This window comes from Rhodococcus sp. ACPA4 (assembly GCF_002300185.1).
In the GTDB taxonomy this organism is placed as follows: domain Bacteria; phylum Actinomycetota; class Actinomycetes; order Mycobacteriales; family Mycobacteriaceae; genus Rhodococcus_F; species Rhodococcus_F globerula.
Genome location: NZ_NSDY01000001.1, coordinates 5,037,730 through 5,061,681, shown reverse-complemented (window position 1 = coordinate 5,061,681; position 23,952 = coordinate 5,037,730). Strand labels below are relative to the sequence as shown.

At 63.0% G+C, this 23,952-nt stretch carries 22 protein-coding genes; 6 read left to right on the top strand and 16 right to left on the bottom strand.

Annotation, left to right across the window (positions count from 1 at the left end; genetic code table 11):
• Positions 1-37 precede the first annotated feature (37 nt).
• Positions 38-2,326 carry a DEAD/DEAH box helicase gene (locus tag CJ178_RS23190; protein WP_095888115.1) on the top strand — a complete coding sequence of 763 codons (2,289 nt, stop codon included), beginning with the start codon at positions 38-40 and terminating at the stop codon, positions 2,324-2,326.
• Here the strand turns inward: CJ178_RS23190 and CJ178_RS23185 are convergent, their stop codons facing one another.
• Genes CJ178_RS23185 through ssd form a run of 7 tightly spaced genes read right to left on the bottom strand, consistent with a single transcriptional unit; the run spans position 2,327 to position 6,956 of the window.
• Complete coding sequence (locus CJ178_RS23185) at positions 2,327-2,677, bottom strand: Rv3654c family TadE-like protein (protein ID WP_095887761.1); 351 nt, start codon at positions 2,675-2,677, stop codon at positions 2,327-2,329.
• A complete protein-coding gene (locus CJ178_RS23180) occupies positions 2,677-3,030 on the bottom strand; it encodes a TadE family type IV pilus minor pilin (RefSeq protein WP_045066572.1) in 354 nt (117 codons plus the stop codon). The genes CJ178_RS23185 and CJ178_RS23180 overlap by 1 nt, the downstream gene beginning before the upstream one ends.
• Entirely contained in the window at positions 3,030-3,230 is a 201-nt protein-coding gene (locus CJ178_RS23175; protein ID WP_033235950.1) for a DUF4244 domain-containing protein, read from the bottom strand. Before CJ178_RS23175 ends, CJ178_RS23180 begins: the two co-directional genes overlap by 1 nt.
• 60 nt (positions 3,231-3,290) lie before the next feature.
• On the bottom strand, positions 3,291-3,875 hold the full coding sequence (locus CJ178_RS23170) for a type II secretion system F family protein (RefSeq protein ID WP_373557465.1): 585 nt from the start codon (positions 3,873-3,875) through the stop codon (positions 3,291-3,293).
• Positions 3,872-4,660 carry a type II secretion system F family protein gene (locus CJ178_RS23165; RefSeq protein ID WP_095887760.1) on the bottom strand — a complete coding sequence of 263 codons (789 nt, stop codon included), beginning with the start codon at positions 4,658-4,660 and terminating at the stop codon, positions 3,872-3,874. The genes CJ178_RS23170 and CJ178_RS23165 overlap by 4 nt, the downstream gene beginning before the upstream one ends.
• Positions 4,657-5,859, bottom strand: coding sequence for a TadA family conjugal transfer-associated ATPase (locus CJ178_RS23160; RefSeq protein ID WP_045066569.1), 1,203 nt, complete (start codon positions 5,857-5,859; stop codon positions 4,657-4,659). Before CJ178_RS23160 ends, CJ178_RS23165 begins: the two co-directional genes overlap by 4 nt.
• On the bottom strand, positions 5,856-6,956 hold the full coding sequence (gene ssd, locus CJ178_RS23155) for a septum site-determining protein Ssd (protein WP_095888113.1): 1,101 nt from the start codon (positions 6,954-6,956) through the stop codon (positions 5,856-5,858). Before ssd ends, CJ178_RS23160 begins: the two co-directional genes overlap by 4 nt.
• A 335-nt stretch (positions 6,957-7,291) precedes the next feature.
• Here ssd and CJ178_RS23150 point away from each other — a divergent pair, with 335 nt between their 5' ends.
• On the top strand, positions 7,292-8,110 hold the full coding sequence (locus CJ178_RS23150; RefSeq protein WP_033235947.1) for an HAD-IB family hydrolase: 819 nt from the start codon (positions 7,292-7,294) through the stop codon (positions 8,108-8,110).
• 446 nt (positions 8,111-8,556) lie between these two features.
• Here CJ178_RS23150 and CJ178_RS23145 read toward each other — a convergent pair whose 3' ends face one another.
• From CJ178_RS23145 to CJ178_RS23125, 5 genes are all read right to left on the bottom strand, one after another.
• Complete coding sequence (locus tag CJ178_RS23145) at positions 8,557-9,309, bottom strand: hypothetical protein (protein WP_033235946.1); 753 nt, start codon at positions 9,307-9,309, stop codon at positions 8,557-8,559.
• 56 nt (positions 9,310-9,365) lie between these two features.
• Positions 9,366-11,090 (bottom strand): dipeptide ABC transporter ATP-binding protein, encoded by a 1,725-nt coding sequence (locus CJ178_RS23140; RefSeq protein WP_095888112.1) that lies wholly within the window; start codon positions 11,088-11,090, stop codon positions 9,366-9,368.
• Between the two features lie 5 nt (positions 11,091-11,095).
• Positions 11,096-12,052: an ABC transporter permease gene (locus CJ178_RS23135; protein ID WP_019746638.1), complete on the bottom strand. Its 957-nt coding sequence runs from the start codon at positions 12,050-12,052 to the stop codon at positions 11,096-11,098.
• Entirely contained in the window at positions 12,045-12,971 is a 927-nt protein-coding gene (locus tag CJ178_RS23130; RefSeq protein WP_033235977.1) for an ABC transporter permease, read from the bottom strand. Before CJ178_RS23130 ends, CJ178_RS23135 begins: the two co-directional genes overlap by 8 nt.
• A gap of 125 nt (positions 12,972-13,096) precedes the next feature.
• Positions 13,097-14,713, bottom strand: coding sequence for a peptide ABC transporter substrate-binding protein (locus CJ178_RS23125; protein WP_033235976.1), 1,617 nt, complete (start codon positions 14,711-14,713; stop codon positions 13,097-13,099).
• Positions 14,714-15,077: 364 nt separating this feature from the next.
• Here CJ178_RS23125 and acs point away from each other — a divergent pair, with 364 nt between their 5' ends.
• Complete coding sequence (gene acs / locus CJ178_RS23120) at positions 15,078-17,009, top strand: acetate--CoA ligase (protein ID WP_095887759.1); 1,932 nt, start codon at positions 15,078-15,080, stop codon at positions 17,007-17,009.
• A 68-nt stretch (positions 17,010-17,077) separates the two neighbouring features.
• Here the strand turns inward: acs and CJ178_RS23115 are convergent, their stop codons facing one another.
• Positions 17,078-18,463, bottom strand: a complete 1,386-nt coding sequence (locus CJ178_RS23115; protein ID WP_033235943.1) for an MFS transporter — start codon at positions 18,461-18,463, stop codon at positions 17,078-17,080.
• A 240-nt stretch (positions 18,464-18,703) separates the two neighbouring features.
• Between CJ178_RS23115 and nhaA the strand changes: the two genes are divergently transcribed.
• The 3 genes from nhaA to CJ178_RS23100 are packed head-to-tail and all read left to right on the top strand — an operon-like array spanning position 18,704 to position 21,388.
• Entirely contained in the window at positions 18,704-19,939 is a 1,236-nt protein-coding gene (nhaA, locus tag CJ178_RS23110; protein WP_033235942.1) for a Na+/H+ antiporter NhaA, read from the top strand.
• Positions 19,936-20,445, top strand: a complete 510-nt coding sequence (locus tag CJ178_RS23105) for a phage holin family protein (protein WP_033235941.1) — start codon at positions 19,936-19,938, stop codon at positions 20,443-20,445. The genes nhaA and CJ178_RS23105 overlap by 4 nt, the downstream gene beginning before the upstream one ends.
• A 10-nt stretch (positions 20,446-20,455) precedes the next feature.
• A complete protein-coding gene (locus CJ178_RS23100; RefSeq protein WP_095887758.1) occupies positions 20,456-21,388 on the top strand; it encodes an alpha/beta fold hydrolase in 933 nt (310 codons plus the stop codon).
• 4 nt (positions 21,389-21,392) lie between these two features.
• Here CJ178_RS23100 and marP read toward each other — a convergent pair whose 3' ends face one another.
• From marP to CJ178_RS23085, 3 genes are read right to left on the bottom strand one after another with little or no spacing between them, the layout of a single operon-like run.
• Positions 21,393-22,583, bottom strand: a complete 1,191-nt coding sequence (marP, locus tag CJ178_RS23095; RefSeq protein ID WP_033235939.1) for an acid resistance serine protease MarP — start codon at positions 22,581-22,583, stop codon at positions 21,393-21,395.
• Positions 22,580-23,299, bottom strand: coding sequence for an NUDIX hydrolase (locus CJ178_RS23090; RefSeq protein WP_045066561.1), 720 nt, complete (start codon positions 23,297-23,299; stop codon positions 22,580-22,582). Before CJ178_RS23090 ends, marP begins: the two co-directional genes overlap by 4 nt.
• Positions 23,296-23,949 (bottom strand): TlpA family protein disulfide reductase, encoded by a 654-nt coding sequence (locus CJ178_RS23085; protein WP_095888111.1) that lies wholly within the window; start codon positions 23,947-23,949, stop codon positions 23,296-23,298. The genes CJ178_RS23090 and CJ178_RS23085 overlap by 4 nt, the downstream gene beginning before the upstream one ends.
• Positions 23,950-23,952: the final 3 nt, after the last annotated feature.

Below are 23,952 nucleotides of genomic sequence, written 5' to 3'. Positions count from 1 at the left end.
TGATCCCGACGCGGCGCCGAGCGAAACCTACGGACAGATGCTCCTCGGTCGCGTCGTCGCCGGCGTGAGCGGGAACGAAGATCCACTGACGTTCACCGCTCAACTACCTGCTCGCAGCGCCCGGTTCGCCGAATGGCCGGAGTGGTTGCACCCCAGCGTGGTCCGTTCCCTGAACGAGCACAGTGTGACCGCTCCGTGGATCCACCAGCGCACTGCCGCAGACCTTGCACACAGCGGAAACCATGTTGTGGTCGCCACCGGCACCGCCTCGGGAAAGTCACTGGCATACCAACTCCCCGTCCTGACCGCGATGGCTTCGGACCCTCTTGCCACCGCGCTCTACCTCTCCCCCACGAAAGCTCTCGGCAGCGACCAACTACGGGCAGTGCTGTCCCTCACCGACTTCGACGCCGAACTACGGGGAACCAATCCGAGCGCGTACGACGGGGACACGTCACAGGAACTGCGCACATGGGCGCGCGAAAACTCCCGTTGGCTGTTCACGAACCCCGACATGCTGCACATCTCACTGCTCCGCACCCATCAACGCTGGGCGCATTTCTTCCGCAATCTGAAATACGTGATCGTCGACGAATGCCACTCCTACCGTGGTGTCTTCGGATCGAATGTCGCCCTCATCATTCGCCGACTCCGACGCATCGCGGCCCGATACGGCGCCGAGCCCACGTTCATCCTGGCCAGCGCCACCACCGCAGACCCCGGAACAGCGGCTTCCCGGTTGATCGGGGCGCACTGCACCGAGGTCACCGACGACGGATCACCCCACGGGCCACGAACCGTCGCACTCTGGGAGCCTCCACTCGTGCCGGCACTCACCGGCGAGAACGGCAGTCCAGTCCGTCGCCCCGCCGGCGCCGAGGCCGCCCGGATCATGGCGGATCTGATGATCGAAGGCGCACGCACCCTCACCTTCGTACGCTCACGCCGGGGCGCGGAACTGACCGCCATGACCACCAAACGGCTACTCGCAGAAGTCGACACCGATCTGGCCGAACGAGTCGCCTCGTACCGCGCGGGATACCTCGCCGAAGACCGCCGCGAACTGGAAGCAGCACTTGCGGACGGCACTCTGCTTGGTGCGGCAACAACCAACGCGCTCGAACTGGGCGTGGACATCGCAGGGCTCGATGCCGTTGTCGTAGCTGGTTTCCCGGGGACCGTTGCCTCGTTCTGGCAACAGGCCGGACGCTCCGGTCGACGCGGCGAGGGGTCGCTGGTGGTCCTGATCGCCCGAGACGATCCCCTCGACACCTACCTTGTTCACCATCCTTCGGCCATCCTCGAGAAACCCGTCGAGGCAACCGTGACGGACCCCGGAAATCCCTACATCCTGGGACCACAATTGCTCTGCGCAGCAATGGAACTCCCACTCTCCGACGCCGAGGTCGACTCGTTCGGAGCCATCGACGTCCTCACCAAGCTCGCCGAAGAAGGCAAGATCCGGCGGCGCACCCACGGTTGGTTCATCACGGCAGACGCCAACCCCCACGGCTCACTGGACATCCGCGGCGGCATCGGCACCCAGGTAGCAATTGTCGACGGCGAATCCGGGCGGATGCTGGGAACCGTCGACACCGGACGGGCACCCGCCACCGTCCACCCCGGTGCGGTCCACATTCACCAGGGCGATGCGTACGTGGTGGACGAACTCGACCTCGAAGTCGGTCTGGCACTGGTCCATGCGGAAAATCCGGACTGGACCACCTCGGCGCGCGAAACCACCGAGATCATCATCACCGAACAACTCGAACACAAGAATTACGGCGACATCACCGTCGCACTCGTGCGCGTCGAAGTGACCCATCAGGTTGTCGGGTACCTCCGACGCCTCAACTCCGGCGAAGTCCTCGATTCCATCGAATTGGATATGCCCGCACATACGCTGGAGACCAGGGCCGTGATGTACACGGTCACACCGGAACTACTCGAATCCGTCGGCGTCTCACCCGAGCGGTTCCCCGGGGCGCTGCATGCGGCAGAGCATGCAGCGATCGGACTCCTGCCATTGGTCGCCATCTGCGACCGAGGCGACATCGGCGGAGTGTCGACGGCAATCCACGCCGACACCGGTCTGCCCACCGTGTTCGTCTACGACGGCCACGCCGGTGGCGCGGGATTTGCCGACCGGGGGCACAGTGAACTCTCACGCTGGCTTTCCGCAACCCGCGACGCAATTACCTCGTGCGAGTGCGCCAACGGTTGCCCATCGTGCGTCTACTCCCCCAAGTGCGGCAACGGAAACGATCCACTCGACAAGGACGGCGCCGTGAAGATTCTGACGGCCGTCATCGACACCATCAGCTGACTAGTCGACCGGGCCCGCGCGCGCCGACGCCTCCGCATCGCCGACCCCGAAGCGGGACAACAATACCGGCGCCCGCACCTGAACAATGACATCCCAGTCCTCGACAGTGCACTCCGCGAGCACTGTTCGCATCCGCGTCGCAACGTCGATTGCCGCGGCGCAGCCTGCCTCCGCGCCGCGCTCGAGCGCTCCGGCCCCCGCCAAGGCCGAGAGATCCGCAGACGACTGGGCGGTGTGACGAGCGGTGACCGCCGAACCCACGTGCAGCAGCCCACCCGTCACCGCGACGATCCCGGCCAGCACAATACACGAAAACACTGTTGCGATACCGTCGTCCGCCTGCAGAGTCATCAGTCCGCTCCGGGTTCCACGGCTGCGACTGCTTCTGCGGTGATGTCCAACATCGGCAGCAAAACACTGTCGGCGCTCACCACCGCCACGGCAAATCCGTCCACGATCTGCACGGAAATCCGGGCGTCGGATGGTGCGATTCGGCGCGACGTGGTGACCGCGTTGTCCCCATCACCGCGGGCAGTCAATCTCGCCGCCTCACGAGCAGCATCCACACACCGAACCTGCATCGTCACCGCCAGAACCGCGCCGACGCACAGCACCACCACAGTGATCATCGAGGCGAGCGCAATTGCTGCCTCGACCGTGACTGCACCGTCATCAGCCTCGCGGATGCTACTCGTGGACAACATCACACAGCCGTCTTGAGCGCTTTGTCGATAATCCCGGTGAGCGCCGTGACAATGGAATCCCCGGTGACCACCGAATAGAGAACCGCTCCGAATGCCGCGGCCGCAATGGTCCCGATTGCATATTCTGCCGTGGACATTCCGTCGTCCTCGGCGACGAGCAACGTCAACCTCGCTGACAACTTTCCCATCATTCCGAACATCGTTTTCCCCTCCTGTAAGACCACGACAGTTGTTCTGCCGCGGAAGAATCGTGGTTCTTCTCAGATAAGCCCGTCGCCGAGTACCGACGACGCCAATCCGATCACCACCGGCACTATCCCCAGCGCGAGAAACGCAGGCAGGAAACAGAGTCCGAGCGGACCACTGATCAGCACGCCCGCACGTTCGGCGGACGCGGCAGCAACATCCTCCGCGTCATCTCGACGGCGTTCTGCAAGTTCCGCCATCGAGACGGACAGCGACGTCCCCGACCGTGACGACCGGCGCGCCAGTCGGGCAAGTGATTCGGTGTCGGGATCCAACGCAGCTTCACCCCAGGCCACCTCCGGATCGGCGCCAAGGGTGAGCAGATCCGATACACGCCGCAAAGCGGCGTCCATCGGCGCCGGCGCAGTAGCGGCAACAGCCCCCACTGCTTCGGCAACCGGTAAACCGCCACGAAGGCATGCAGCTAGAAGGTCGAAACTTGCTGCGACTGCCAGAGGATCGCCGACCGGTGGCTCGTCCGGCAGAACTATATCCACGGCACTTCTGTCGAGCATTGTTGCCATGCGTGGCAGTGACATTCGCGTGTCCGGAACTATCCATAACGACAGCGCGATCGTCACTACTCCCAGCCAGATCACGAGGTAACCTTCGACGTGATCTTGTCGGTCCACAGGAGGCCGAGAGCTACCAACCCCGTTCCGACTACCAGCATCACTCCGCCGGCGCCACCCCCGAACAGCACCTGCAACGGCGCCGCCCCCATCAGCTCACCCAATCCGATGCCGAGGACCGGTAACCCTGCAAGCACCGTCGCGGTAGCTCGCGCGCCGGCCAGTCCAGCCTCGGTGCGCTGACGGAAACGGTTGCGACCCAACATATCCGTCCGCACAGCTCCTAGAAGTTCGGCCAGCGCCAGACCGTATCGTTCAGCGACAGACCACGCTGACGCAACACGCACCAACTCCCTGTCGACGAGCGAACCACCGGATCGGAATGCATCGGCTGCACTGCCACCCAACCGAGCTCGCGCCGAACCGCGACGGAATACTTCCCCCACAGCGCCCGAGCACTCCTCACCGGCAATGGAACACGCGGACGCCGGGTGCGCACCGATCCGCAACTCTGCAATCAGGACCTCCAATCCGGCAAGCAGCAACGCCAGTTCCGAGTCCCTTGCCAACGATGCCTTCGTCCGCCGAGCACGAAAGAGCGCAGTTCCCACTGCAATCGCGGCAGCGACCAATGCAGAGATACCTCCGAACAACGCACCCAGTACCAGTGGCAGTGCAGCGACAATCAACGTCCACGGCACGGTGAATGATGCCTTCCCCCGCGAATCTGCGAATTCGAGGAGCCTGGAACGCGAATTCACCGTCGGAGCAACCATCACCGACAGCGCGCACAGCAGCAATGTGGCGCTCATGCCGGCAGCCCGTCCCGATCACTGCGCCCGTCCCGATCACGGAGGCGCAGCATTCTTTCGAGTTGATCGCGCCCCGGACCAGCAGCCGGCCATGCCTGGTTGATGTGTACGAATCCGTCTGCGCCGCGGTTGATGACCCCGATCTGCTCGAGTCGCCGAGAACCGTCGGCGGAGCGATGCACGTGTAGAACCACCTGGACTGCGGCTGCAAGTTGACTGTGCAACGCATGTCGATCCATTCCTCCCAACGCGGCCAAGGCCTCCAACCGCGCCGGCACTTCCTCGGGCGAATTCGCGTGGATGGTGCCTGCCCCGCCGTCATGGCCCGTATTCAGGGCCGTCAGAAGGTCGATGACCTCGGCTCCCCGCACTTCGCCCACGACAATGCGGTCGGGTCGCATGCGCAACGCCTGTCGCACGAGATCACGTACCGCTACCTCGCCGACGCCCTCCACGTTCGGCGCGCGTGCGACCAGACGAACCACATGCGGATGTGGCGGCGCCAGCTCGGCCGCATCCTCGACGCAGATGATCCGTTCCCTGGGGTCGACCGCACCGAGCACAGCCGACAGCAATGTCGTTTTCCCCGCACCGGTGCCACCGATCACAAGAAAAGCCAAACGGCACATGATGATTCGATCAAGCAGCGCACGCGCCTCCGGTTCGATCGCCCCGCGAGCGCACAATGCGTCAAGACCTTGCGTTGCAGGTCTGAGCACCCGTAGCGACAAGCAGGTTCCCCCCTGTGCGACCGGCGCGAGAACAGCGTGCAACCTGACACCGAAATGCCCGTCGCCGACTCCGCGTAACCGGCCGTCGACCCACGGCTGTGCGTCGTCGAGTCGCCTTCCGGACGACAAGGCCAAACGCGCAGCAAGGCGTCGCACCGCTGCCTCGTCCGCAAATTTCACGCTCGTTCGTTCCAGTCCCACCCCACGATCGACCCACACCTGGTCCGGAGCAGTCACCAGGACATCCGCGACTCCTGGTTCATGCAACAAAGACTCGAGCGGCCCGGCGCCGGTCAGCTCGGTCTGGAGAATTCGCACGACCTCGAGCAGATCTGTATCACCGAGCACTCCGGCGGACTCAGCCCGAACGGCGTCGGCGACCGTCGCCGCTGTCGGCTCAGCGGCCGTCGACGCCGCCAACCGATCACGGACCCGATCGAGCAGTTCCGCCGTGACCAGACCACTCATGCTGCAGCACTCCAGGAACGTGATCCCGCCGCGAGTCCGTCCAGCACCGCGTCCGCTCCGAGGGTCAGCGCGCACTTGCGTCGTAATTCCAGCCCGCCGCGTTCGAGCATCGACCCGAGCGAGCGGTGTCCCCGGACAACTGCGATCAACGGCAACCCGAGCATGGTCGCAACATCGGCCCCGCGCAGACCACCCGGAGCCGGTCCGCGCACCAACAACCCGATATTCGAATTATGTTGCGCCGCCCACATTCCCACCTTCTCCGCAGCGACGCAGGCCGCCACCGTCGCGGGAACAACCATCACGACGGCATCCGACGCCTCCAAGACCGCCTCACCCTCCTGGCCGCGACAGCCGGAAACATCGCACACGACAAGACCGCTGGATCGTCGGCCGGCGTCGAGCACCGCCCCGAGCGCAGTGACCGAAGGACCACCGATCTCCCTGCGGCTGCACGAGAGCACCCGCAGGTGCTGCCCGCGAGCGGGCAGAGCATCACGAAGCGCATCCGCCGACAAACGCCCACCCTCAACCGTCAACGCCGCCCATCGCAACCCTGGAACATTTTCGACACCGAGCACGACGTCCGCGCCGCAACCAAGTGCGTCGACGTCGACAAGCATCGTCGGGATGCGACGGGCGGCGGACGCCAAGGCGATCGCCGCGGCGCTTACCGAGGCACCAGCTCCGCCACACGCGCCGACAACGGCAACAACTGTGCCCTCGCCACGGCTCACCGAGTGCTCGGCTAACACTGCAACCAGCGCATTCTCGTCCGCCGGCAGTGTGAATACCGCCTGGGCGCCGATCGAGGTCGCGTATTTCCACTCGTCGAGCGTCGGTTCGGACTCACCGACAAGGAAGACGCGTGAACGCCTCGGGTTGCGGCTCGAGCACGCCTTCGCGTGTGCAATGTCCAGCACCACCGCGGATGCCCTGTTCCATTGTTGGCGCGATACCGGTTGTGGCCCCTCGTCCGCCGACTGATCAACGGCAGCCACGACGCGCCGCACGCTGGCAAGAACCAGCGGATCTTCGACCAACACAAGGACATCCGCGTCGACATGCCCTGATTCCCCTGAAGCATTCGAGTTCATGAGCACGAGCCTGAGCGTTGTCGCCGGTAAAGAACAGATACCCGAATCGAGCTGTGGACAACTCGGGTTCTGTGGATAACTCTCACTTGACGAAGCCGAGTTGATGTACCCGAGAAAGTGGACAACCCCCGCCTGGGGGGAGGCGGGGGTTGTCTTGTCTGTTCAGCCCCGGGGGGTTGGGCTGAACACAGTCCGAGCAAGTCGAACTGCCGTAATCCTACACTGCAAATGTCCGGGAAATGCAAGCCTGAACAGCAGCGATTCGTAAGTGTCGCCGTTCATTTCCCGGTTGTGGTGACGCAACCGAACCGACTGTCGGACTATCCTCGGTAGCTGTGACCGACAAGCTTGGGAATGGACTGACAACCGGGCGGACTGCCGCTTTCTTCGACCTCGACAAAACCGTCATAGCCAAATCCAGCACGTTGGCTTTCAGCAGACCGTTCTTCGCGCAAGGATTGATCAACCGGCGCTCGGTTCTCAAGAGCAGCTACGCGCAGTTCCTGTTCCTGCTCTCGGGCGCCGATCACGATCAGATGGAGCGCTTGCGCGCACACATCACCGCGATGTGTGCCGGCTGGGATGTGGAACAGGTCAAGTCGATCGTCGCGGAGACTCTGCACGACATTGTCGACCCCCTCGTCTACGCCGAGGCCGCCGACTTGATTGCCGACCACAAGGTGCGCGGCCACGATGTCATCGTGGTGTCCGCGTCGGGCGAGGAGATCGTCGCTCCGATCGCCCGCGCACTGGGAGCAACGCACTCGGTCGCGACGTCGATGAAGGAAGAGGACGGGCACTACACGGGCGAGGTCGACTTCTACTGCTACGGCCCCGGCAAAGTGGAAGCCATGGAAAAACTCGCAGCCGAGTACGGATACGACCTCTCCGCGAGTTACGCCTATTCCGACTCGATCACCGACTTGCCGATGCTCGAGGCCGTCGGGCATCCGAGTGCCGTCAACCCCGACCGCGCGCTTCGCAAGGCAGCAGCCGGAAATGGTTGGCCCATACTGACTTTCTCGAATCCGGTCTCGCTTCGCGCTCGGCTGTCAGCACAGTCGGGCACCGCTGTGGCGACTACTGCAGCGCTCGGAATCGGAGCTGTGACAGCCGGTGTTGTGACGTTTGCACTACTTCGCCGAAAACGGTGAAACTTCAAGCACACAAACAAAAATTGATACTTGCTGTGAGCCGCAACACAGGGTACAAAGGAGTTACGGAAGAACGGAAGGCCAGGAACGGCTCAGAAGAGAAGGACCGTTTCCCCAACCCGGATTCCCAGCACGGGCACTAGGGCACCCACGCGGAGCACAAGCCACTATAAGGGCAGAAGTGTTGTGGGCCTGCGAGATTCGTTCAATTTGAGCGAGGACTCCGCACAAGTTGCGGGGACGACCTCAAAATGGCGATCCCTCGCCGAGGCCATCCACACAACCCACCGAGCACGCTTGGTAACGAGTAGTCCGTGCTAACGGGCGGCGAAGTCGATAATCGGCAGCGCCGCCCGTTTTGTGTGTGGAACGAGCCCCATGTGGAACGAGCCCGATGTGGAACCAGCCCGATGTGGGTTAGCTCGGACTCGCGGCGTCGGTGTGGGTTAGCTCGGACTCGCGGCGTCGGCAATCGACGTTGCCTCGCGAGCACCAGCTTCAAGCGCGCCGCAACACAGAATTACCCAACTCCCGACGCCTTCCGGACGACCGGAAGCAAATCCCGCGGCTCCATCGGCGTACGCCTGCGGCCTACGCAGCCAACTGACCTCAGGGACGCCGAGGTTGTGGGGATCCAAACCGGACGAGACTGCGACGAGTCGGGACGCGGCGCGCGCCACAATGCCGTCGGCGGTACCGAACGGACTCAGTGCCAACAATTCGCCGTGCACGACTGCCGCAAGAACCGGAGCCGGCGCTGACGTTCCACCCGTCACCAGTTGGGCGAGAGCGTCGAGACGCTCGCCGACGCCCGGATCCATGCGAGGTCGTCCCAGTTCGTCAGGATCCTCGACCAGATCTGCCGCCGCCAGTAGGTGCAACCTGGCCAAAGCCTGCAGCGGCGCCCGTTTCCATGTGGACTCCATCAGTGGCAGACCGTCACCGTCCAGCGCCTGCGCAACCCGCAGTGCGCCGGCAAGAATCGGATCACCGGCCATCCCCTCTGCCGGCAGCTCCGTCGACCCGCCCGCCAGAGACGCCGATGCCCGAGCGGCGCGGACTGCAGCTTCGGCAGCCGTCGTCGGCCATCCGCGTCGGTTGGTTTTGTGCCGATGCACCTCACCGAGTGCGTCGCGCGCGTGATCAGCGGCTGCGCGTACGCCTGGAAGATCGACGAGGGGCTGCAAGGGGTCCGTCACGATCAACGACGGTACCCTTGCAGCCCCTCTGTGGACTTGCCTACCTACCTGTTGCGTCAGCTTCCCAGCTTGATGGACCCACCGGGAATCGCGTCGAGCAACTTGCGTGTGTAGTCCTGCTGCGGATTGCCGAACACGTCGTCGATCGGCGCCGATTCGACGATCGAGCCACGCGACATCACCAACACGTTGTCCGCGATCTGACGAACCACGGCCAGGTCGTGCGTGATGAAGAGGTACGTCAACCCGAACTCTGCCTGCAGGTCGTTGAGCAGGGTCAAGATCTGATCCTGTACGAGCACGTCGAGAGCGGACACCGCCTCGTCGCAGATCACGACCTCCGGCTGCAAGGCCAACGCTCGCGCAATTGCGACGCGCTGACGCTGTCCACCGGACAACTCGTTCGGGAACCGTCGCATCACCGACTGGGGCAGACCGACCTTGTCGAGAAGTTCGCGGACGCGAGCCTCACGCTCGGCTTTGGTCCCGACCTTGTGGGTACGCAGCGGCTCTTCGATCGTGCGGTAGATCGAGTACATCGGGTCGAGCGTGCCGTAAGGGTTCTGGAAGATCGGCTGCACTCGGCGACGGAACGCAAAAGTTTCCTTCGCACCGAGTTCGGACACGTCCTGACCGTCGAAGACCACGTTGCCTGCAGTGGGCTCGAGCAAACCGAGAACCATCTGCGCGACCGTCGACTTACCGGAACCCGATTCGCCGACGATTGCCGTTGTGGTTCCGCGGCGGACCTTGAAGGACACGTCGTTCACAGCTGTGAAGTCGGTGGTCTTGCGGAAACCCTTGCGCAGCTTGAACACCTTGGTCAGATGATCGACAACAAGAACGTCGTCGGTCGCCTTGCCGAAGGACTCTGCCGTACTTTCCTCGGCCTTGACCGCTTCGGCGACCTCTTCCGCCTGTTCCCGAATCTCGGCGCGGGCCACCGACGAGCTGAGTCGCTTCGACGCCAACGACGGCGCAGCAGCGACCAGCTTCTGCGTGTACGGATGTTGCGGACGCTTCAGAATCTCCAGTGCCGGACCGGATTCGACGATCCGCCCCTTGCTCATCACGATCAGGTGCTCGGCGCGCTCGGCGGCCAAGCCCAGATCGTGGGTGATGAGCAGAACAGCGGTGCCGAGTTCCGTTGTCAGACCATCGAGGTGGTCGAGAATCTGACGCTGAACCGTGACGTCGAGCGCCGACGTCGGCTCGTCCGCGATCAGGAGCTTCGGACGAGCGGACAACCCGATCGCGATGAGGGCGCGCTGACGCATACCGCCCGAGAACTCGTGGGGGTACTGCCCCAGCCGGCTCTCGGCGTCAGCGAGGCCTGCCTCCTCGAGCAGTTCGGCGGCCCGAACCTTGGCTGCCTTGCCCTTGGCGATCCCGTTGGCGGCCAGTGCTTCCTCGATCTGGAAGCCCACTTTCCACACCGGGTTCAGATTCGACATCGGGTCCTGCGGAACCAAACCGATCTGGCTGCCCCGGATGTGGACGAAGTCCTTCTCCGAAGCCTTCGAGATGTCCTTGCCGTCGAAGATGATCTCGCCTGCCGTCACCTTGCCGGTGCCGGGAAGCAGATTGATGATCGAGTGCGCGGTAGTGGACTTACCCGAACCCGATTCGCCGACGATGGCGACCGTCTGACCCGGATAGACAGTCAGGCTGACACCTCGAACTGCCGGAACCGGACCGGAATTGGACTGGAACGACACCTCGAGATCACGAATCTCGAGCAGCGGAGTTTCCTCCGAGGTGAGAGTTTCCTTGGTGGTCATCGTGCTCACCGCTTCCGCGACTTGGGATCAAGGGCGTCGCGCAGCGCGTCACCCATCATGATGAATCCGAGGACGGTGATCGCCAAAGCCGTTGCCGGGTAGAACAGAATGGTCGATCCCTGACGCAGCGTCACCTGAGCGTTGCTGATGTCACCGCCCCACGAAACCTCGGTGGACGGGAGCCCGATACCGAGGAAGGACAGCGTCGCCTCGGCAACGATGTACGTGCCGAGCGAGATGGTGGCCACCACGATGATGGGAGCCAACGAGTTCGGGATGACGTGGCGAATCAGGGTCTTGAGCTTCGAGACACCCAACGCTTCCGAAGCCATGACGTAATCGTTGTTCTTCGCCGAAATCACCGCACCACGAGCAATTCTTGCCATCTGCGGCCAGCCGAAGAGCGCCAGGACGCCGACGACGGTCCAGATGGTGCGATCGGTGAACAGCTGCATCAGAACGATGGCAGCGAGGATCAGCGGGATACCGAAGAAGATGTCGGCGACACGGGAGAGAATCGAATCGGTCCAGCCTCCGTAGAACCCGGACAGTGCACCGAAGATCACTCCGATCACCAGCACCGACGCCGTGACGCCGACGCCCACGAGTACGGATGCGCGAGCACCGTAGATGGTGCGCGAGTAGACGTCACAGCCCTGACGATCGAAACCGAACCAGTGCCCTGAGGTCGGCCCCTGCATGCTGTAGGTCAGATCGCAGAACCGCGGATCGGTGCTCGTGAACAAGCTCGGAAACGCTGCGATGACGATGACCGCGAGGATGATGATCGTCGAGATGATGAACAGGGGACGCTTGCGCAGATCGCGCCACGCGTCGGTCCACATGCTCGTCGGCGCCTGATCGAGCTTGACGGCGTCCGTCTCCCCCGGTGCCGCAACTTCGGGCGGTGCCACGAAATGACTTTGCCGGACTGCACGTCCGGTCTTCACGGTCTCAGACATAGCGGATCCTCGGATCGAGCGCGGCGTACAAGAGGTCGACGAGCAGATTCGCGATCAGGTAGATCACGATCAGGATGGTGACAAACGAAACCACCGTCGGCGCTTCACCTCTGGTCACCGCCTGGTAGATCGTGCCGCCGACGCCGTTGATGTTGAAGATGCCCTCGGTGACGATGGCGCCGCCCATCAACGTCGCGAGGTCGGCACCCAGGAAGGTGACCACGGGGATCAGCGAGTTGCGCAACACGTGCACGCGAACCACTCGTCCGCGGGAAAGTCCCTTGGCGGTGGCTGTTCGCACGTAGTCGGCACTCAGGTTCTCCGCCACGGACGTTCGGGTAAGTCGCAGTACGTAGGCAAACGAGACCGAACCCAGAACCAGGGCGGGGAGCAGGAGATTCTTGAAGCTGGTGTTGCCACCGACCGTCGGCGGGACGATGCCCCATTTGACGCCGATGAAGAACTGAGCCAGGAAGCCGATCACGAAGATCGGGATGGCGATGAGAACGAGGCTGAACAGCAGGACGGTGCTGTCGAAGAATCCGCCCTTACGCAGGCCGGCGATGAGGCCGAAGCCGACACCGAAGACCGTCTCGACGATCAGTGCCATGAAGGCAAGTTTCATCGTGATCGGAAATGCCTGTGCCAGAACTTCACTGACAGGCCGTCCGGAGAACGACGTGCCGAAGTCCAGCGTGAAGATGCCCTTCAAGTACAGCAGGTACTGCTGATAGAAGGGGAGATCGAGGTGGTAGCGCTCCCGAAGCTGCTGTGCAACAGCCGGACTGAGCGCCTTGTCGCCCGCCAACGCGGCAATCGGATCACCGGGAAGCAAGAAGACCATGGCGTAGATCAGAAGAGTGGCCCCGAGAAAAACCGGGATCATTTGAAGCACTCGGCGACCGATGTACCAGAGCATCGGATCACCTCCTTGTCGATGATCGTGTACGTCAGCGGACAATCCGACGTGAACACGAGTTCGGGGCAGCAGGCAGAGCGCCTGCCGCCCCGAACTCACGTTTCAGATGCGGATCGTTCTACGCGTCAGTTCTTTTCGATGTCTTCGTAGACCGGAATACCATTCCAGCTGATGGTGACGTTGGAGACGTTCTCCGACCATCCACTCGCTGCGTTGCGGTACCACGTCGGAACTGCAGGCAGGTCCTTGAGCAGGACTTCCTGAGCCTGATCGAGCAGTTCCTGAGCCTTCGCCTGATCGGTCTGACCGGCCGATTCGCGCAGGAGGCGGTCGAACTCGGGGTTGGAGTAGTCACCGTCGTTGGAGCTGCCACCGGTCTGGTAGTTCTGCGCCAGGAAGCCGTACTGCTGCGGGTAGTCACCCTGCCAGCCGGCACGGAATGCACTCTGGATGGTGCGGTTGGTGGCTTCGGTACGGATCTGAGCAAAGGTGGGGTACTGCTTGCCCTTTGCGTCGATGCCGAGGGTGTTGCGGATGCTGTTCGACGTGGCGTCGACCCATTCCTGGTGTCCACCATCGGAGTTGTACGCGATCTCGAAGCTGCCCGACCACGGAGCAATTGCATCGGCCTTCGCCCAAGCAGCCTTGGCTGCCTCGGGATCGAACTTCACGTTGCCGTTTCCGGTCAGCGAGTCGTTCCAACCCTCGATTGCGGGACTGGTGAAGTCGAGCGCAGGCGTCCTGGTCTTGTTGTAGATCTGCTGCGTGATCTGATCGCGGTTGATCGCCATCGAGATCGCCTGACGGCGGAGCATGCCCTCTTCGCCGCTGAAGTGCGGCAGGCGCCCCGGGATCGTGACCAATTCGATGGTTGCCGACGGCTGGTTGACCGTGCGTCCGGGCAGGTCCGACTCGAAGGTCGTGACCGCGCTCGGCGGAACCTGGTCGAGAACATCGACATTGTTGGCCAGGAGATCGGTGTACGCCGTGTCGAGGCTGTTGTACATGATGAAGTCGACGCCGGCGTTCTTCGGCTTGCGGTTGCCGTTGTAATCCGGGTTCACGACCGTGTCGATACGGACGTTGTGCTGCCACGCACCCGTTCCGTCGAGCTTGTACGGACCGTTACCGATCGGATTCTCACCGAACGCGGTCATGTCCTGGTAAGCGACCTCAGGCAGCGGGTAGTACGCCGAGTGGCCGAGGCGGTCGGGGAACGCCGATTCGGGCTGCTTGAGTTCGATCGTGAAGGTGGAGTCGTCCACTACCTTCAGACCCGACATCGTCTGCGCCGTCGGGACCTCGGCTGCAACTTCGTCGAAGCCCTTGATCGGATCGAAGAACGAAGCCTGAATCTGAGCATTGGTGGAGAGAGCGCCGTAGTTCCACGCGTCGACGAACGACTTCGCGGTGACCGGGGTGCCGTCGGTGAAGGTCCAGCCCTCCTTGAGCTTGACGGTGAAGTTCTGACCATCCGTACTGTCGATGGACTCGGCCACCTCGTTCTCCGTACCACCAGCGGCGGTGTACGAAACGAGGCCGGCAAATACGGCGTCGACGACGCGGCCGCCCATGTTCTCGCCCGTGTTCGTAGGGATCAACGGGTTCTGGGGCTCGCCCGCCCAGGCGTTGACGACCCCGCTGGACGATCCGCCCGACGAATCGTCGGACGAACATGCCGTGATCAGCACTGCCGTCATTCCGAGCGCGACCGCACCGGTCGCTATGCGTGAGATACGCAAAGGAGTTCCTTCCACATCTAATAGACCCCGAGCATGCTCGTGGCCTGCCGACAGCCGTAACTGCCGGCGTCGTGTCGCCTACAACTGAAGATGAACGTAACTTCGAGTTGCGGTCGAATAATGGTTTGACAATAGACACATCAACCTCGAAGTGCGCACCGCACCCATTGTTGAAAATTTGGGGGTAATTCAATTCGGACACATTCATTCGTCGTCGGAAGCGACCACCCGTCGCATCGATTCGACCGATCGTCGCAGGACAACGAGTTGCAACGTGATGCAACGGTGCGTTTGCGCGAGCTTGTGACTACCCTCACACGGAGTCAGAAAAGTGTCGATCAATGTGGAAAGAAGGCCGTCAGCCATGACAAGCGCAGCCGAAACGGACGTCCCCCAGGCATATCCGCCGAGCGCAGAGTTCGCTGCGGCCGCCAACGCGGGACCGGAACTGCAGGCTGCCGCAGATACCGACCGCCTTGCTTTTTGGGCGAACCAGGCTGAGCGCCTTCACTGGCACCAGAAATGGACCGACGTCCTCGACTGGACCGACGCCCCCGTCGCCAAGTGGTTCGTCGGCGGACAGTTGAATGTCGCCTACAACTGCGTCGACCGCCACGTCCTCGCCGGCAACGGTGACCGCGTCGCCATTCACTTCGAAGGCGAACCGGGCGATTCCCGCGATCTGACCTACAACGACCTTCTCGCCGAAGTCAGCCGCGCCGCAAACACTTTCACCGACCTCGGCCTCGTCGCCGGCGACCGCGTCGCCATCTACATGCCGATGATCCCCGAAGCGATCGTCACCATGCTCGCCTGCGCCCGCCTCGGCCTGACCCATTCGGTCGTCTTCGCCGGATTCTCCGCCACCGCGCTGCGCTCACGCATCGACGACGCGCAAGCCAAACTTGTTGTCACCGTGGACGGTCAGTGGCGACGCGGCGCCGCAGCACCCATCAAAACAGCGGTCGACGAATCCGTCGCCGGAGCCGACTCCGTACAGAACGTGTTGGTAGTCAACCGAACCGGCATCGACGTCGAGTGGACGCCCGGTCGCGACCTGTGGTGGCACGAGACCGTCGCCCAGGCTTCACCCGAGCACGAGGCACAGCCGTTCGACGCCGAACATCCCCTGTTCATCCTCTACACCTCCGGCACCACCGGTAAGCCCAAGGGCATCATCCACACTTCCGGCGGCTACCTCACCCAAGCCTCCTACACCCATCACAACGTCTTCGATCACAAGCCAGGCAAGGACGTGTACTGGTGCACCGCCGACATCGGCTGGGTCACCGGACACTCCTACATCGTCTACGGACCCCTCTCCAACGGTGTCACCCAGGTCGTCTACGAAGGCACCCCCAACTCCCCGAACGAGCACCGCCACTTCGACATCATCGAAAAGTACGGCGTCTCCATCTACTACACCGCCCCCACCCTCGTGCGCACCTTCATGAAGTGGGGGCGCGAGATCCCCGACGCCCACGACTTGTCTTCGATCCGTTTGCTCGGATCTGTGGGCGAGCCCATCAACCCCGAAGCGTGGCGCTGGTTCCGCGACGTCATCGGCAGCAACAAGGCTCCCATCGTCGACACCTGGTGGCAGACCGAGACCGGCGCGATCATGATCTCCCCGCTGCCCGGTATCACCGCCACCAAGCCCGGATCCGCGATGGCGCCGCTACCGGGTATCTCCGCGAAGATCGTCGACGACGACGCCAAGCCCCTCGGCCCCGGCGGCAACGGATACCTCGTCCTCGACGAGCCGTGGCCGGCGATGCTCCGCGGCATCTGGGGCGACATGGAGCGTTACCGCGACACCTACTGGTCCCGCTACGCCGAAGAAGGCTGGTACTTCGCCGGTGACGGCGCCAAGTACGACGACGACGGCGCCCTCTGGGTCCTCGGCCGCGTCGACGACGTCATGAACGTCTCCGGTCACCGCATCTCCACCTCCGAGGTGGAATCGGCACTGGTGAACCATCACGGCGTCGCCGAAGCCGCCGTCGTCGGAGCCGCGGACGAGACCACCGGACAGGGCATCGTCGCGTTCGTCATCCTGCGCGAAGGCGTCGAAAACACGGGCGACATCCTCATCGCCGAGTTGAAGGCTCAGGTCTCCACCGACATCAGCCCCATCGCCAAGCCCCGTCAGATCACGATCGTGCCGGAACTGCCGAAAACCCGATCCGGCAAGATCATGCGCCGCCTCCTGCGCGACGTCGCCGAAGGCCGCGACCTCGGAGACACCTCAACCCTGGTCGACCCCAAGGTATTCGACGCAATACGCGGTAAGTAGGGCCTGCGGCCCCTGTGAGCCTTTCTGGTGGTCCCCGCTACCAGGAAGGCGCACAGGGGCGGAGCCCCCTACGCCCCTACATCATCGAGCGATTCGTCCTTCGTCTCACGCATGACGAGCAATGCAACAAACGTCAGAGCCGACGCGACGAGTAGGTAGATCCCGACCCAGCCGACGCCGTAGTGGTCGACCAGGTAGACCGCGATGAACGGCGCTACTGCCGCACCGAGGATGCTTGCGGTGTTGTAGGCGATACCGGAACCCGTGTACCGGACGTTGGTCGGGAACAGTTCCGGGAGAACAGCACTCATCGGTCCGAAGGTCAGGCCCATGAGGATCATGCCCACAACCAGGAAGGCCAGCATGCGACCGTCACTCATACCGTCGGTGTGCAGGAAGAGTCCGAATGTGAGGCCGAACAGCATCATTGTCGCGGTGATGACGAGCAGCGTGATCCGTCGACCGTAGCGGTCGGCCAGCCACCCGGACACCGGGACCGCAGCTGCGAAGAACACGACCGCAATGAGCTGCAGGACAAGGAAATCGGTGTACTTGAAGCCCGCTCCCGTACCGCCGTCCGCAGCGGTTTTGCCGATTCCGTAGCTCAGGACCCACGTGGTCATGAGGTAGAACAGCGTGTAGGTGGCGAGCATGACGAATGTGCCGATGATCAGCTGACGCCAGCTTGTCTTGAATACCTCGGCGAGGGGTGTCTTGACCTTCTCGCCGCGCTCGACGGCGCGCGCGAACACCGGCGTTTCTTCGAGCCGCAGACGCACGTACAGGCCGATCATCACCATGATTGCGCTGAGCAGGAACGGAATTCGCCAGCCCCACGAGAGGAACGCGCCATCGAGGTCCGGGTTGGCGCTGTCATGGTCCATCATCAACGAGATCGTCAGGAACAGTCCATTGGCAAGGAAGAAGCCGATGGGTGCGCCCAACTGTGGCCACATGGCCGCCCAGGCCCGTTTGCCTTCCTTCGCGGTTTCGGTGGCGAGCAGCGCTGCTCCGGACCATTCACCACCGAGGCCGAGGCCCTGACAGAAGCGCATCAGCGCGAGCAGCGCAGGGGCGAGCAACCCGACCTGTGAATAGGTCGGCAGCAGGCCGATGAGGAAGGTTGCGACGCCCATTGTCAGGAGCGAGCCGACGAGGGTCGCTTTACGTCCGACCCGGTCGCCGAAGTGACCGAACAGAATCGAGCCGAGCGGACGCGCCACGAATGCCAGACCGAATGTCGCCAGAGACGCGAGGAGCGCGGTGGTGTCGTTGCCTTTGGGGAAGAACAGAAGCGGGAAGACCGACACCGCGGCCGTTGCGTAAATGTAGAAATCGTAGAACTCGATCGACGTGCCGATCATGCTCGCGACAACGATTCGACGGCGAGGTACGCCGCCGACGGTTTCGCCGCCCGCCGGCGTCGGCGGGTTCTTACTCAGTGACGTGCTCACTCGTGATGCTCCTGCAGCTGTACGAACATTGCGGTATACGAACATTGCCCAATTGGTGGGATGAATCTCAGTCAGTAGGAATTGAACACCCTGCGCGTTTTCTCGCGCAAATTCGGGTTCTGGACCGAATCCGCGATAAAATTCCGTAAAGGTGAGCCGGGAAGTCTGGTCGGCACGTGATTCGTCGCGTCCACATGTCTGCAAACCGAACAAAGGCGTTGCTCCCGCGTGATCTCCACAATGCGTTCCGAACTGTCCCGATACCTACGCACCGAAACCGTTGGCGGCTCTATCCTGCTGATCGCCGCTGCCATTGCTCTGATCTGGGTGAACTCACCACTCGGCGACAGTTACATCGCGCTGCGCGACTTCCAGATCGGACCGTCTGCGCTGCACCTGAACCTCAGTCTCGGCACGTGGGCGCAGGACGGTCTGCTGGCCATTTTCTTCTTCGTGGCCGGCCTCGAGCTCAAGCGCGAACTGGTTGTCGGAGAGCTCTCCGATCGCAAAGCTGCAGCGCTTCCGATCATCGCAGCATGTGGCGGAGTTCTCGTTCCCGCGCTCATCGCGGCGTCGATCGGCTTCGGCACTCCGGGGATGGACAAGGGTTGGGCGATCCCCGTTGCCACCGACATCGCGTTTGCCCTCGGCATCCTCGCCCTGACCGGTTCCCGGATACCGGCCAGCGCCCGCGTGTTCCTACTCAGTCTTGCGGTAGTCGACGACCTCCTGGCCATCATCTTGATCGCGGTGCTCTTTACCGCGTCGATCGCGATGTTGTGGCTGCTCACCGCCGCTGCGGCGCTTGCGGTGTACGCCTACGCCCAACACAAACGCATCACGACGCCGTTCCTCTACGTGCCACTTGCCCTGCTCACCTGGTACTCGATGCACGAGGCCGGTATCCACGCCACTCTCGCCGGCGTCGCGCTCGGCCTGCTCACCCGAGTTGTCCGCGACAAGGACGAGGAATACGCCCCCGGCACCCGACTCGAACATCGCATCCAGCCGTACTCCGCCGGCTTCTGCGTTCCGGTGTTCGCACTGTTCGCGTCCGGCGTTCCCATCAACGCCGAGGTACTCGGCGACATCTTCACCGACCCCGTCGGGCAATCCGTCTTTGTCGGCCTCCTCGTCGGAAAAACTGTGGGAATCTTCGGAATTTCCCTGCTCGCGATCAAATTGGGCATAGCCACGAAGCCCAAGACACTCGAACGCAGAGACATGTTTGCCCTCTCAGTGCTCGGCGGCATCGGGTTCACCGTTAGCCTGCTTGTAGCAGACCTCGCACTGGACGGGGTCGGCGATGGCAGCGAGGCCGAAATAGCGAAGGCCGCAGTTCTCGTGACATCGTTGATAGCGTCGCTGATCGGATCAGCGCTGCTGTGGCGACGTGGACGGGTTCATGCGGCGCGAGCTGAAGCCAATGCCATAGCCACAGACGCGAGAGAACTACCTGGAGAGGTCGACAAGTGAGCGTGACCAACGGAGAGAGCCAACGCTTCACCGGAGATGGGGTGCCGAACACGGTGTCGTCCATTCCTCTCACCGACGTAGACGCCCGAACACCGGCTGAAGCCTCGATCGGCGCACTGGTCAGGGATGCGACGGCTCAGGTTTCGACACTGGTGCGTGCCGAAGTCGAGCTTGCCAAGGCCGAAGTCACCGGTGAGGTCAAGAAGGGGCTGCAGGGCAGCGTCTTCTTCATTCTGGCCTTCACTGTTCTGCTGTTCAGTTCATTCTTCTTCTTCTTTTTCCTGGCGGAATTGCTCAGCGTGTGGCTCGAGCGTTGGGCCGCTTTCCTGATCGTGTTCCTGATCATGGTGCTGACCACCGCAGTACTCGCACTTCTCGGTTATCTGCGGGTACGCAAGTTGCGGGCTCCCGAGAAGACAATCGAATCGCTCAGAGCCGCGAAGAGCGTCATTCCCGGCAGCCACGACGACACAAAGCCGTCGGTCGACTTCAACGCGCGCAGGTAACGAAGCAGCTGTGTCAGCCCCAGATCCATCCACCGTCAGATTCGACGGCCCCTGGATTCACCGGGACATTCATGCCAACGGCATCCGGTTTCACGTCGTCGAGGTCGGCGACGCTGATCCGGATGCTCCGTTGGTGGTTCTCCTGCACGGTTTTGCCGACATCTGGTGGTCATGGCGCCACCAGTTGACGGCACTGTCCACGCAGGGTTTCCGAGTGGTTGCCATTGATCTACGCGGCTACGGTGACTCCGACAAACCGCCCCGCGGATACGACGGTTGGACGCTGGCCGGCGACGTGGCCGGACTGATCCGGGCGATGGGATACGGCAAGGCCACGCTGATCGGTCACGCCGACGGCGGCCTGGTGTGCTGGGCAACCGCGATCCTGCACCCGCGACTGGTGCGGTCGATCGCTCTGGTGTCGTCGCCGCATCCGCACGCACTCAAACAATCAGTCCTCCGCGACCGCTATCAGCGCAAGGCACTCTTCCCGTCGTTCCTGGCGAATCAGCTTCCGTTCCGCCCGGAACGGAAGCTGATTGCCGACAACGGCGCCGAGGTGGAGCGTCTGGTGCGCTCCCGCTCGGGTCCTGCGTGGCCCGAGCAGGCCGAGTTCGGTGACGTTGTCTCCAAGTTACGTTCAGCGATCCGCATTCCGGGGGTCGCTCATTCGACGCTGGAGTACCAGCGGTGGGCGTTCCGAAGTCAGCTTCGCACCGAGGGGCGCCGGTTCATGCGTCTGATGGATCAGACACTGCACATTCCGATCCTGCAGATACACGGCGAACTCGACCCGTACATTCTCACGCGGACAATACGACGCGGTCGGCGTTGGGCGCCCGGCGAACAGTTGCACCCCGTCTCCGGAGTCGGTCATTACGCCCATTGGGAAGCCCCACAGCGCGTCAACGACGCGCTCCGGGACTTCCTGGCAGCCGACTAGCTACTCAGAGGATGCAGACGCCGGTGGAGACCGGCGTCGACGCGCTTTCCGCCATGGCGAGTTGGCGCGACACCTCATTGGCAGTGAGGACGAACCCGGTGTCGGTGTCGTCGATGGCGGCACCGAACACGACACCGAGCACCTCACCCTGATCGTTGACCATGGGCCCACCGGAATTGCCCTGTCGAATCGATCCACGAACGGTGTACACCTCACGCTGTGTGGTGCCGGCTTTGTAGATGTCAGGACCGTTGAGGTTCAGGATTTCGCGAACACGAGCCGCGCTGGCCGTGTACGGACCTCCACCCGGATATCCGAGCACCAGTGCGTTGTCCCCCGTTTGAGCGGGCTGAGCGGCAAACGGCAGAACCGGCGCCTCGAGTCCGGGCACCGCGAGGATCGCGATGTCGACGGCCGAGTCGAAGAGCACAACCTGGGCGGGTAGTGCACCTTGCATCGTGTCGACGGTGATGCTCTCGGTACCCGCCACGACGTGTGCGTTGGTCATGACACGCTCAGGCGCGACGATGAACCCGGAACCTTCGAGCGCGCGCTGGCAACTCGGCGCGACGCCGTTGATGCGCAGAACGCTCGGACGCAACTGCGCGGCCAGCGGGCTCGCCAGAACACTCGCGTCCGGCGCTTCCACTTCCGTGATGGGTGTGCGGCCGAACGGACCGATGACATCGGGCAATCCCGAGGTGTCGAGCAGCGCCGAGAATTCCGTCGGAATCTGCCGCAACCATTGCGGCGCGAGGTCGTCGACACCGGCCAACACGTTCGACCCTCGGACTGCTGCTGCGACGTTGGGCTGAGACGACGACGTCAGCGGAATTGCCAAAAGCCACGCGGCAACCACCACGGCAACTGCTTGAAGCCCTGCACCGATCACGCTGTCCACTGATCTTGCGGCCGGAGAATGCATACCGCTGCGCGCGGCTCGGCCCAGAACCATGCCGGCAACTTCGCCGATGATCACCAACACGACGATCAGTGAGATACCGGCGAGGATGCGCAGCTTGCCCTCGGTCACATGCACCAGAACATGCGGTGCCAGCAGAATTCCGGCGACAGCACCCAGAATCACACCGACAAAGGCCAACGCCGACGCCACCGCGCCCTGACGCCATCCCGATGTCGCGGCGATGAGAGCCACCACCACGATCGCAAGATCGACCCACCGCGAACCTGTCATCGGGGAACCGCCGAATCTTCGATGTCTTCGCCCAGTTCTGCGAGCGCTGTGTCCAGATCACGCACGTCGTGATGATCCCAGGGGATTTCCCAACCGGACACCTCGAAGAGTCCCGCCAGTATTCCGGCGGTGAAGCCCCACACGAGCATGCCGTCGGCCAAAAACGCCGGACCTTGGTATCCGGCCTGGTGACGCACCTGGAAGCGGTTGTCGGGGTCGAGCAGAGTGCGCAGCGGAACCCGCGCGACACGGCCGACCTCGCCGGAATCCTGGATGCCCACCGAGACAGGGTCTTCCCAATAAGCGATCACCGGGGTCACGTCGAATCCGGACGGCGGAATGAATATTTCGGGCAACGTCGCCAGCGGGAGCACCCCGCGCGGGTCGAGACCTGTTTCTTCCTGCGCCTCGCGCAGCGCTGTGCCGATCGGACCGTCGTCACCGTCGTCGGCGGCACCGCCGGGAAAAGCGACCTGTCCACTGTGCTGGCGCATAGTCGACGCGCGTTGTGTCAGTAGTACGTCAGCGTCGTCCGGCATCCCACCGAGGCACATGGGATCAGCCTCTCGGGATCCTCCGAAGAGGACGAGCACCGCGGCGGGCCTGGTGGTCGTCCCGCGCGGCGGGCGACGGTCGAGCACGGGGTTGAGTCGATGTGGATCAGTGGGTTGGGTGCTGGCTACAGCACGTAACCATTCGGGAACGGATGAGCTCATACGACAACTCCCAAATACTGCGCCGTGGCGGCAGCTATCTCATCCGCACTGCGGAACGGTTGAGGCAACACCTTCGCGACGGTTCCATCGGGACGAATGAGCACAGAGACCGGCAGCACAGGTGGCGCGCCGACGGCAATCTGCACCTTGCTCGAACCGTCCTGAACTCCGGGTAGTCGAACGGAATAGTCGATCAGTCGGGTCAAAGCGTTTTCCTGGTTCGGATCGGAATGCACGGTCAGCACAGTGATACTGTCCCCCGCGCGATCCGCAAATTCCTGCAAATGCGGCAGTTCTTCGGCGCATGGCGCGCACCAGTACGCCCACAAATTCAGCAGCGCGGGCTTACCTCCCAGCGCGGCAGCAAGATCGACCGAGCTTCCGTCTGCAACACAGTCGAGCGTGATCCCAGCGAGTGCGGCGCCGGCCGGAGCTTCGGCGGTAGGCGTCGGGCACGCTGTCAGTCCCGCTTGCCCACGAAGCTGATCGAGCGATTCGGACGACGGGGTGAACGTCGGCGGCCGATAGGCGGACGTCGAGGAACCGCCAGCCGAAACCGGGGTGTCATCTCCCCCTCGCGGCCAGATCGCAACAGCGAGCGCAACAACAACCGCAAGCACAACAAGGGACCACCGAGCAGCATTGGACATCTG

Bases quoted from the DNA above. Each gene is read 5' to 3' on its own strand.
- CJ178_RS23190 (WP_095888115.1), top strand. From the start codon at position 38: ATGCTCCTCGGTCGCGTCGTCGCCGGCGTGAGCGGGAACGAAGATCCA.
- CJ178_RS23185 (WP_095887761.1), bottom strand. From the start codon at position 2,677: ATGACTCTGCAGGCGGACGACGGTATCGCAACAGTGTTTTCGTGTATT.
- CJ178_RS23180 (WP_045066572.1), bottom strand. From the start codon at position 3,030: ATGTTGTCCACGAGTAGCATCCGCGAGGCTGATGACGGTGCAGTCACG.
- CJ178_RS23175 (WP_033235950.1), bottom strand. From the start codon at position 3,230: ATGTTCGGAATGATGGGAAAGTTGTCAGCGAGGTTGACGTTGCTCGTC.
- CJ178_RS23165 (WP_095887760.1), bottom strand. From the start codon at position 4,660: ATGAGCGCCACATTGCTGCTGTGCGCGCTGTCGGTGATGGTTGCTCCG.
- CJ178_RS23160 (WP_045066569.1), bottom strand. From the start codon at position 5,859: ATGAGTGGTCTGGTCACGGCGGAACTGCTCGATCGGGTCCGTGATCGG.
- ssd (WP_095888113.1), bottom strand. From the start codon at position 6,956: ATGAACTCGAATGCTTCAGGGGAATCAGGGCATGTCGACGCGGATGTC.
- CJ178_RS23140 (WP_095888112.1), bottom strand. From the start codon at position 11,090: ATGACCACCAAGGAAACTCTCACCTCGGAGGAAACTCCGCTGCTCGAG.
- CJ178_RS23135 (WP_019746638.1), bottom strand. From the start codon at position 12,052: ATGTCTGAGACCGTGAAGACCGGACGTGCAGTCCGGCAAAGTCATTTC.
- CJ178_RS23130 (WP_033235977.1), bottom strand. From the start codon at position 12,971: ATGCTCTGGTACATCGGTCGCCGAGTGCTTCAAATGATCCCGGTTTTT.
- acs (WP_095887759.1), top strand. From the start codon at position 15,078: ATGACAAGCGCAGCCGAAACGGACGTCCCCCAGGCATATCCGCCGAGC.
- nhaA (WP_033235942.1), top strand. From the start codon at position 18,704: ATGCGTTCCGAACTGTCCCGATACCTACGCACCGAAACCGTTGGCGGC.
- marP (WP_033235939.1), bottom strand. From the start codon at position 22,583: ATGACAGGTTCGCGGTGGGTCGATCTTGCGATCGTGGTGGTGGCTCTC.
- CJ178_RS23090 (WP_045066561.1), bottom strand. From the start codon at position 23,299: ATGAGCTCATCCGTTCCCGAATGGTTACGTGCTGTAGCCAGCACCCAA.
- CJ178_RS23085 (WP_095888111.1), bottom strand. From the start codon at position 23,949: ATGTCCAATGCTGCTCGGTGGTCCCTTGTTGTGCTTGCGGTTGTTGTT.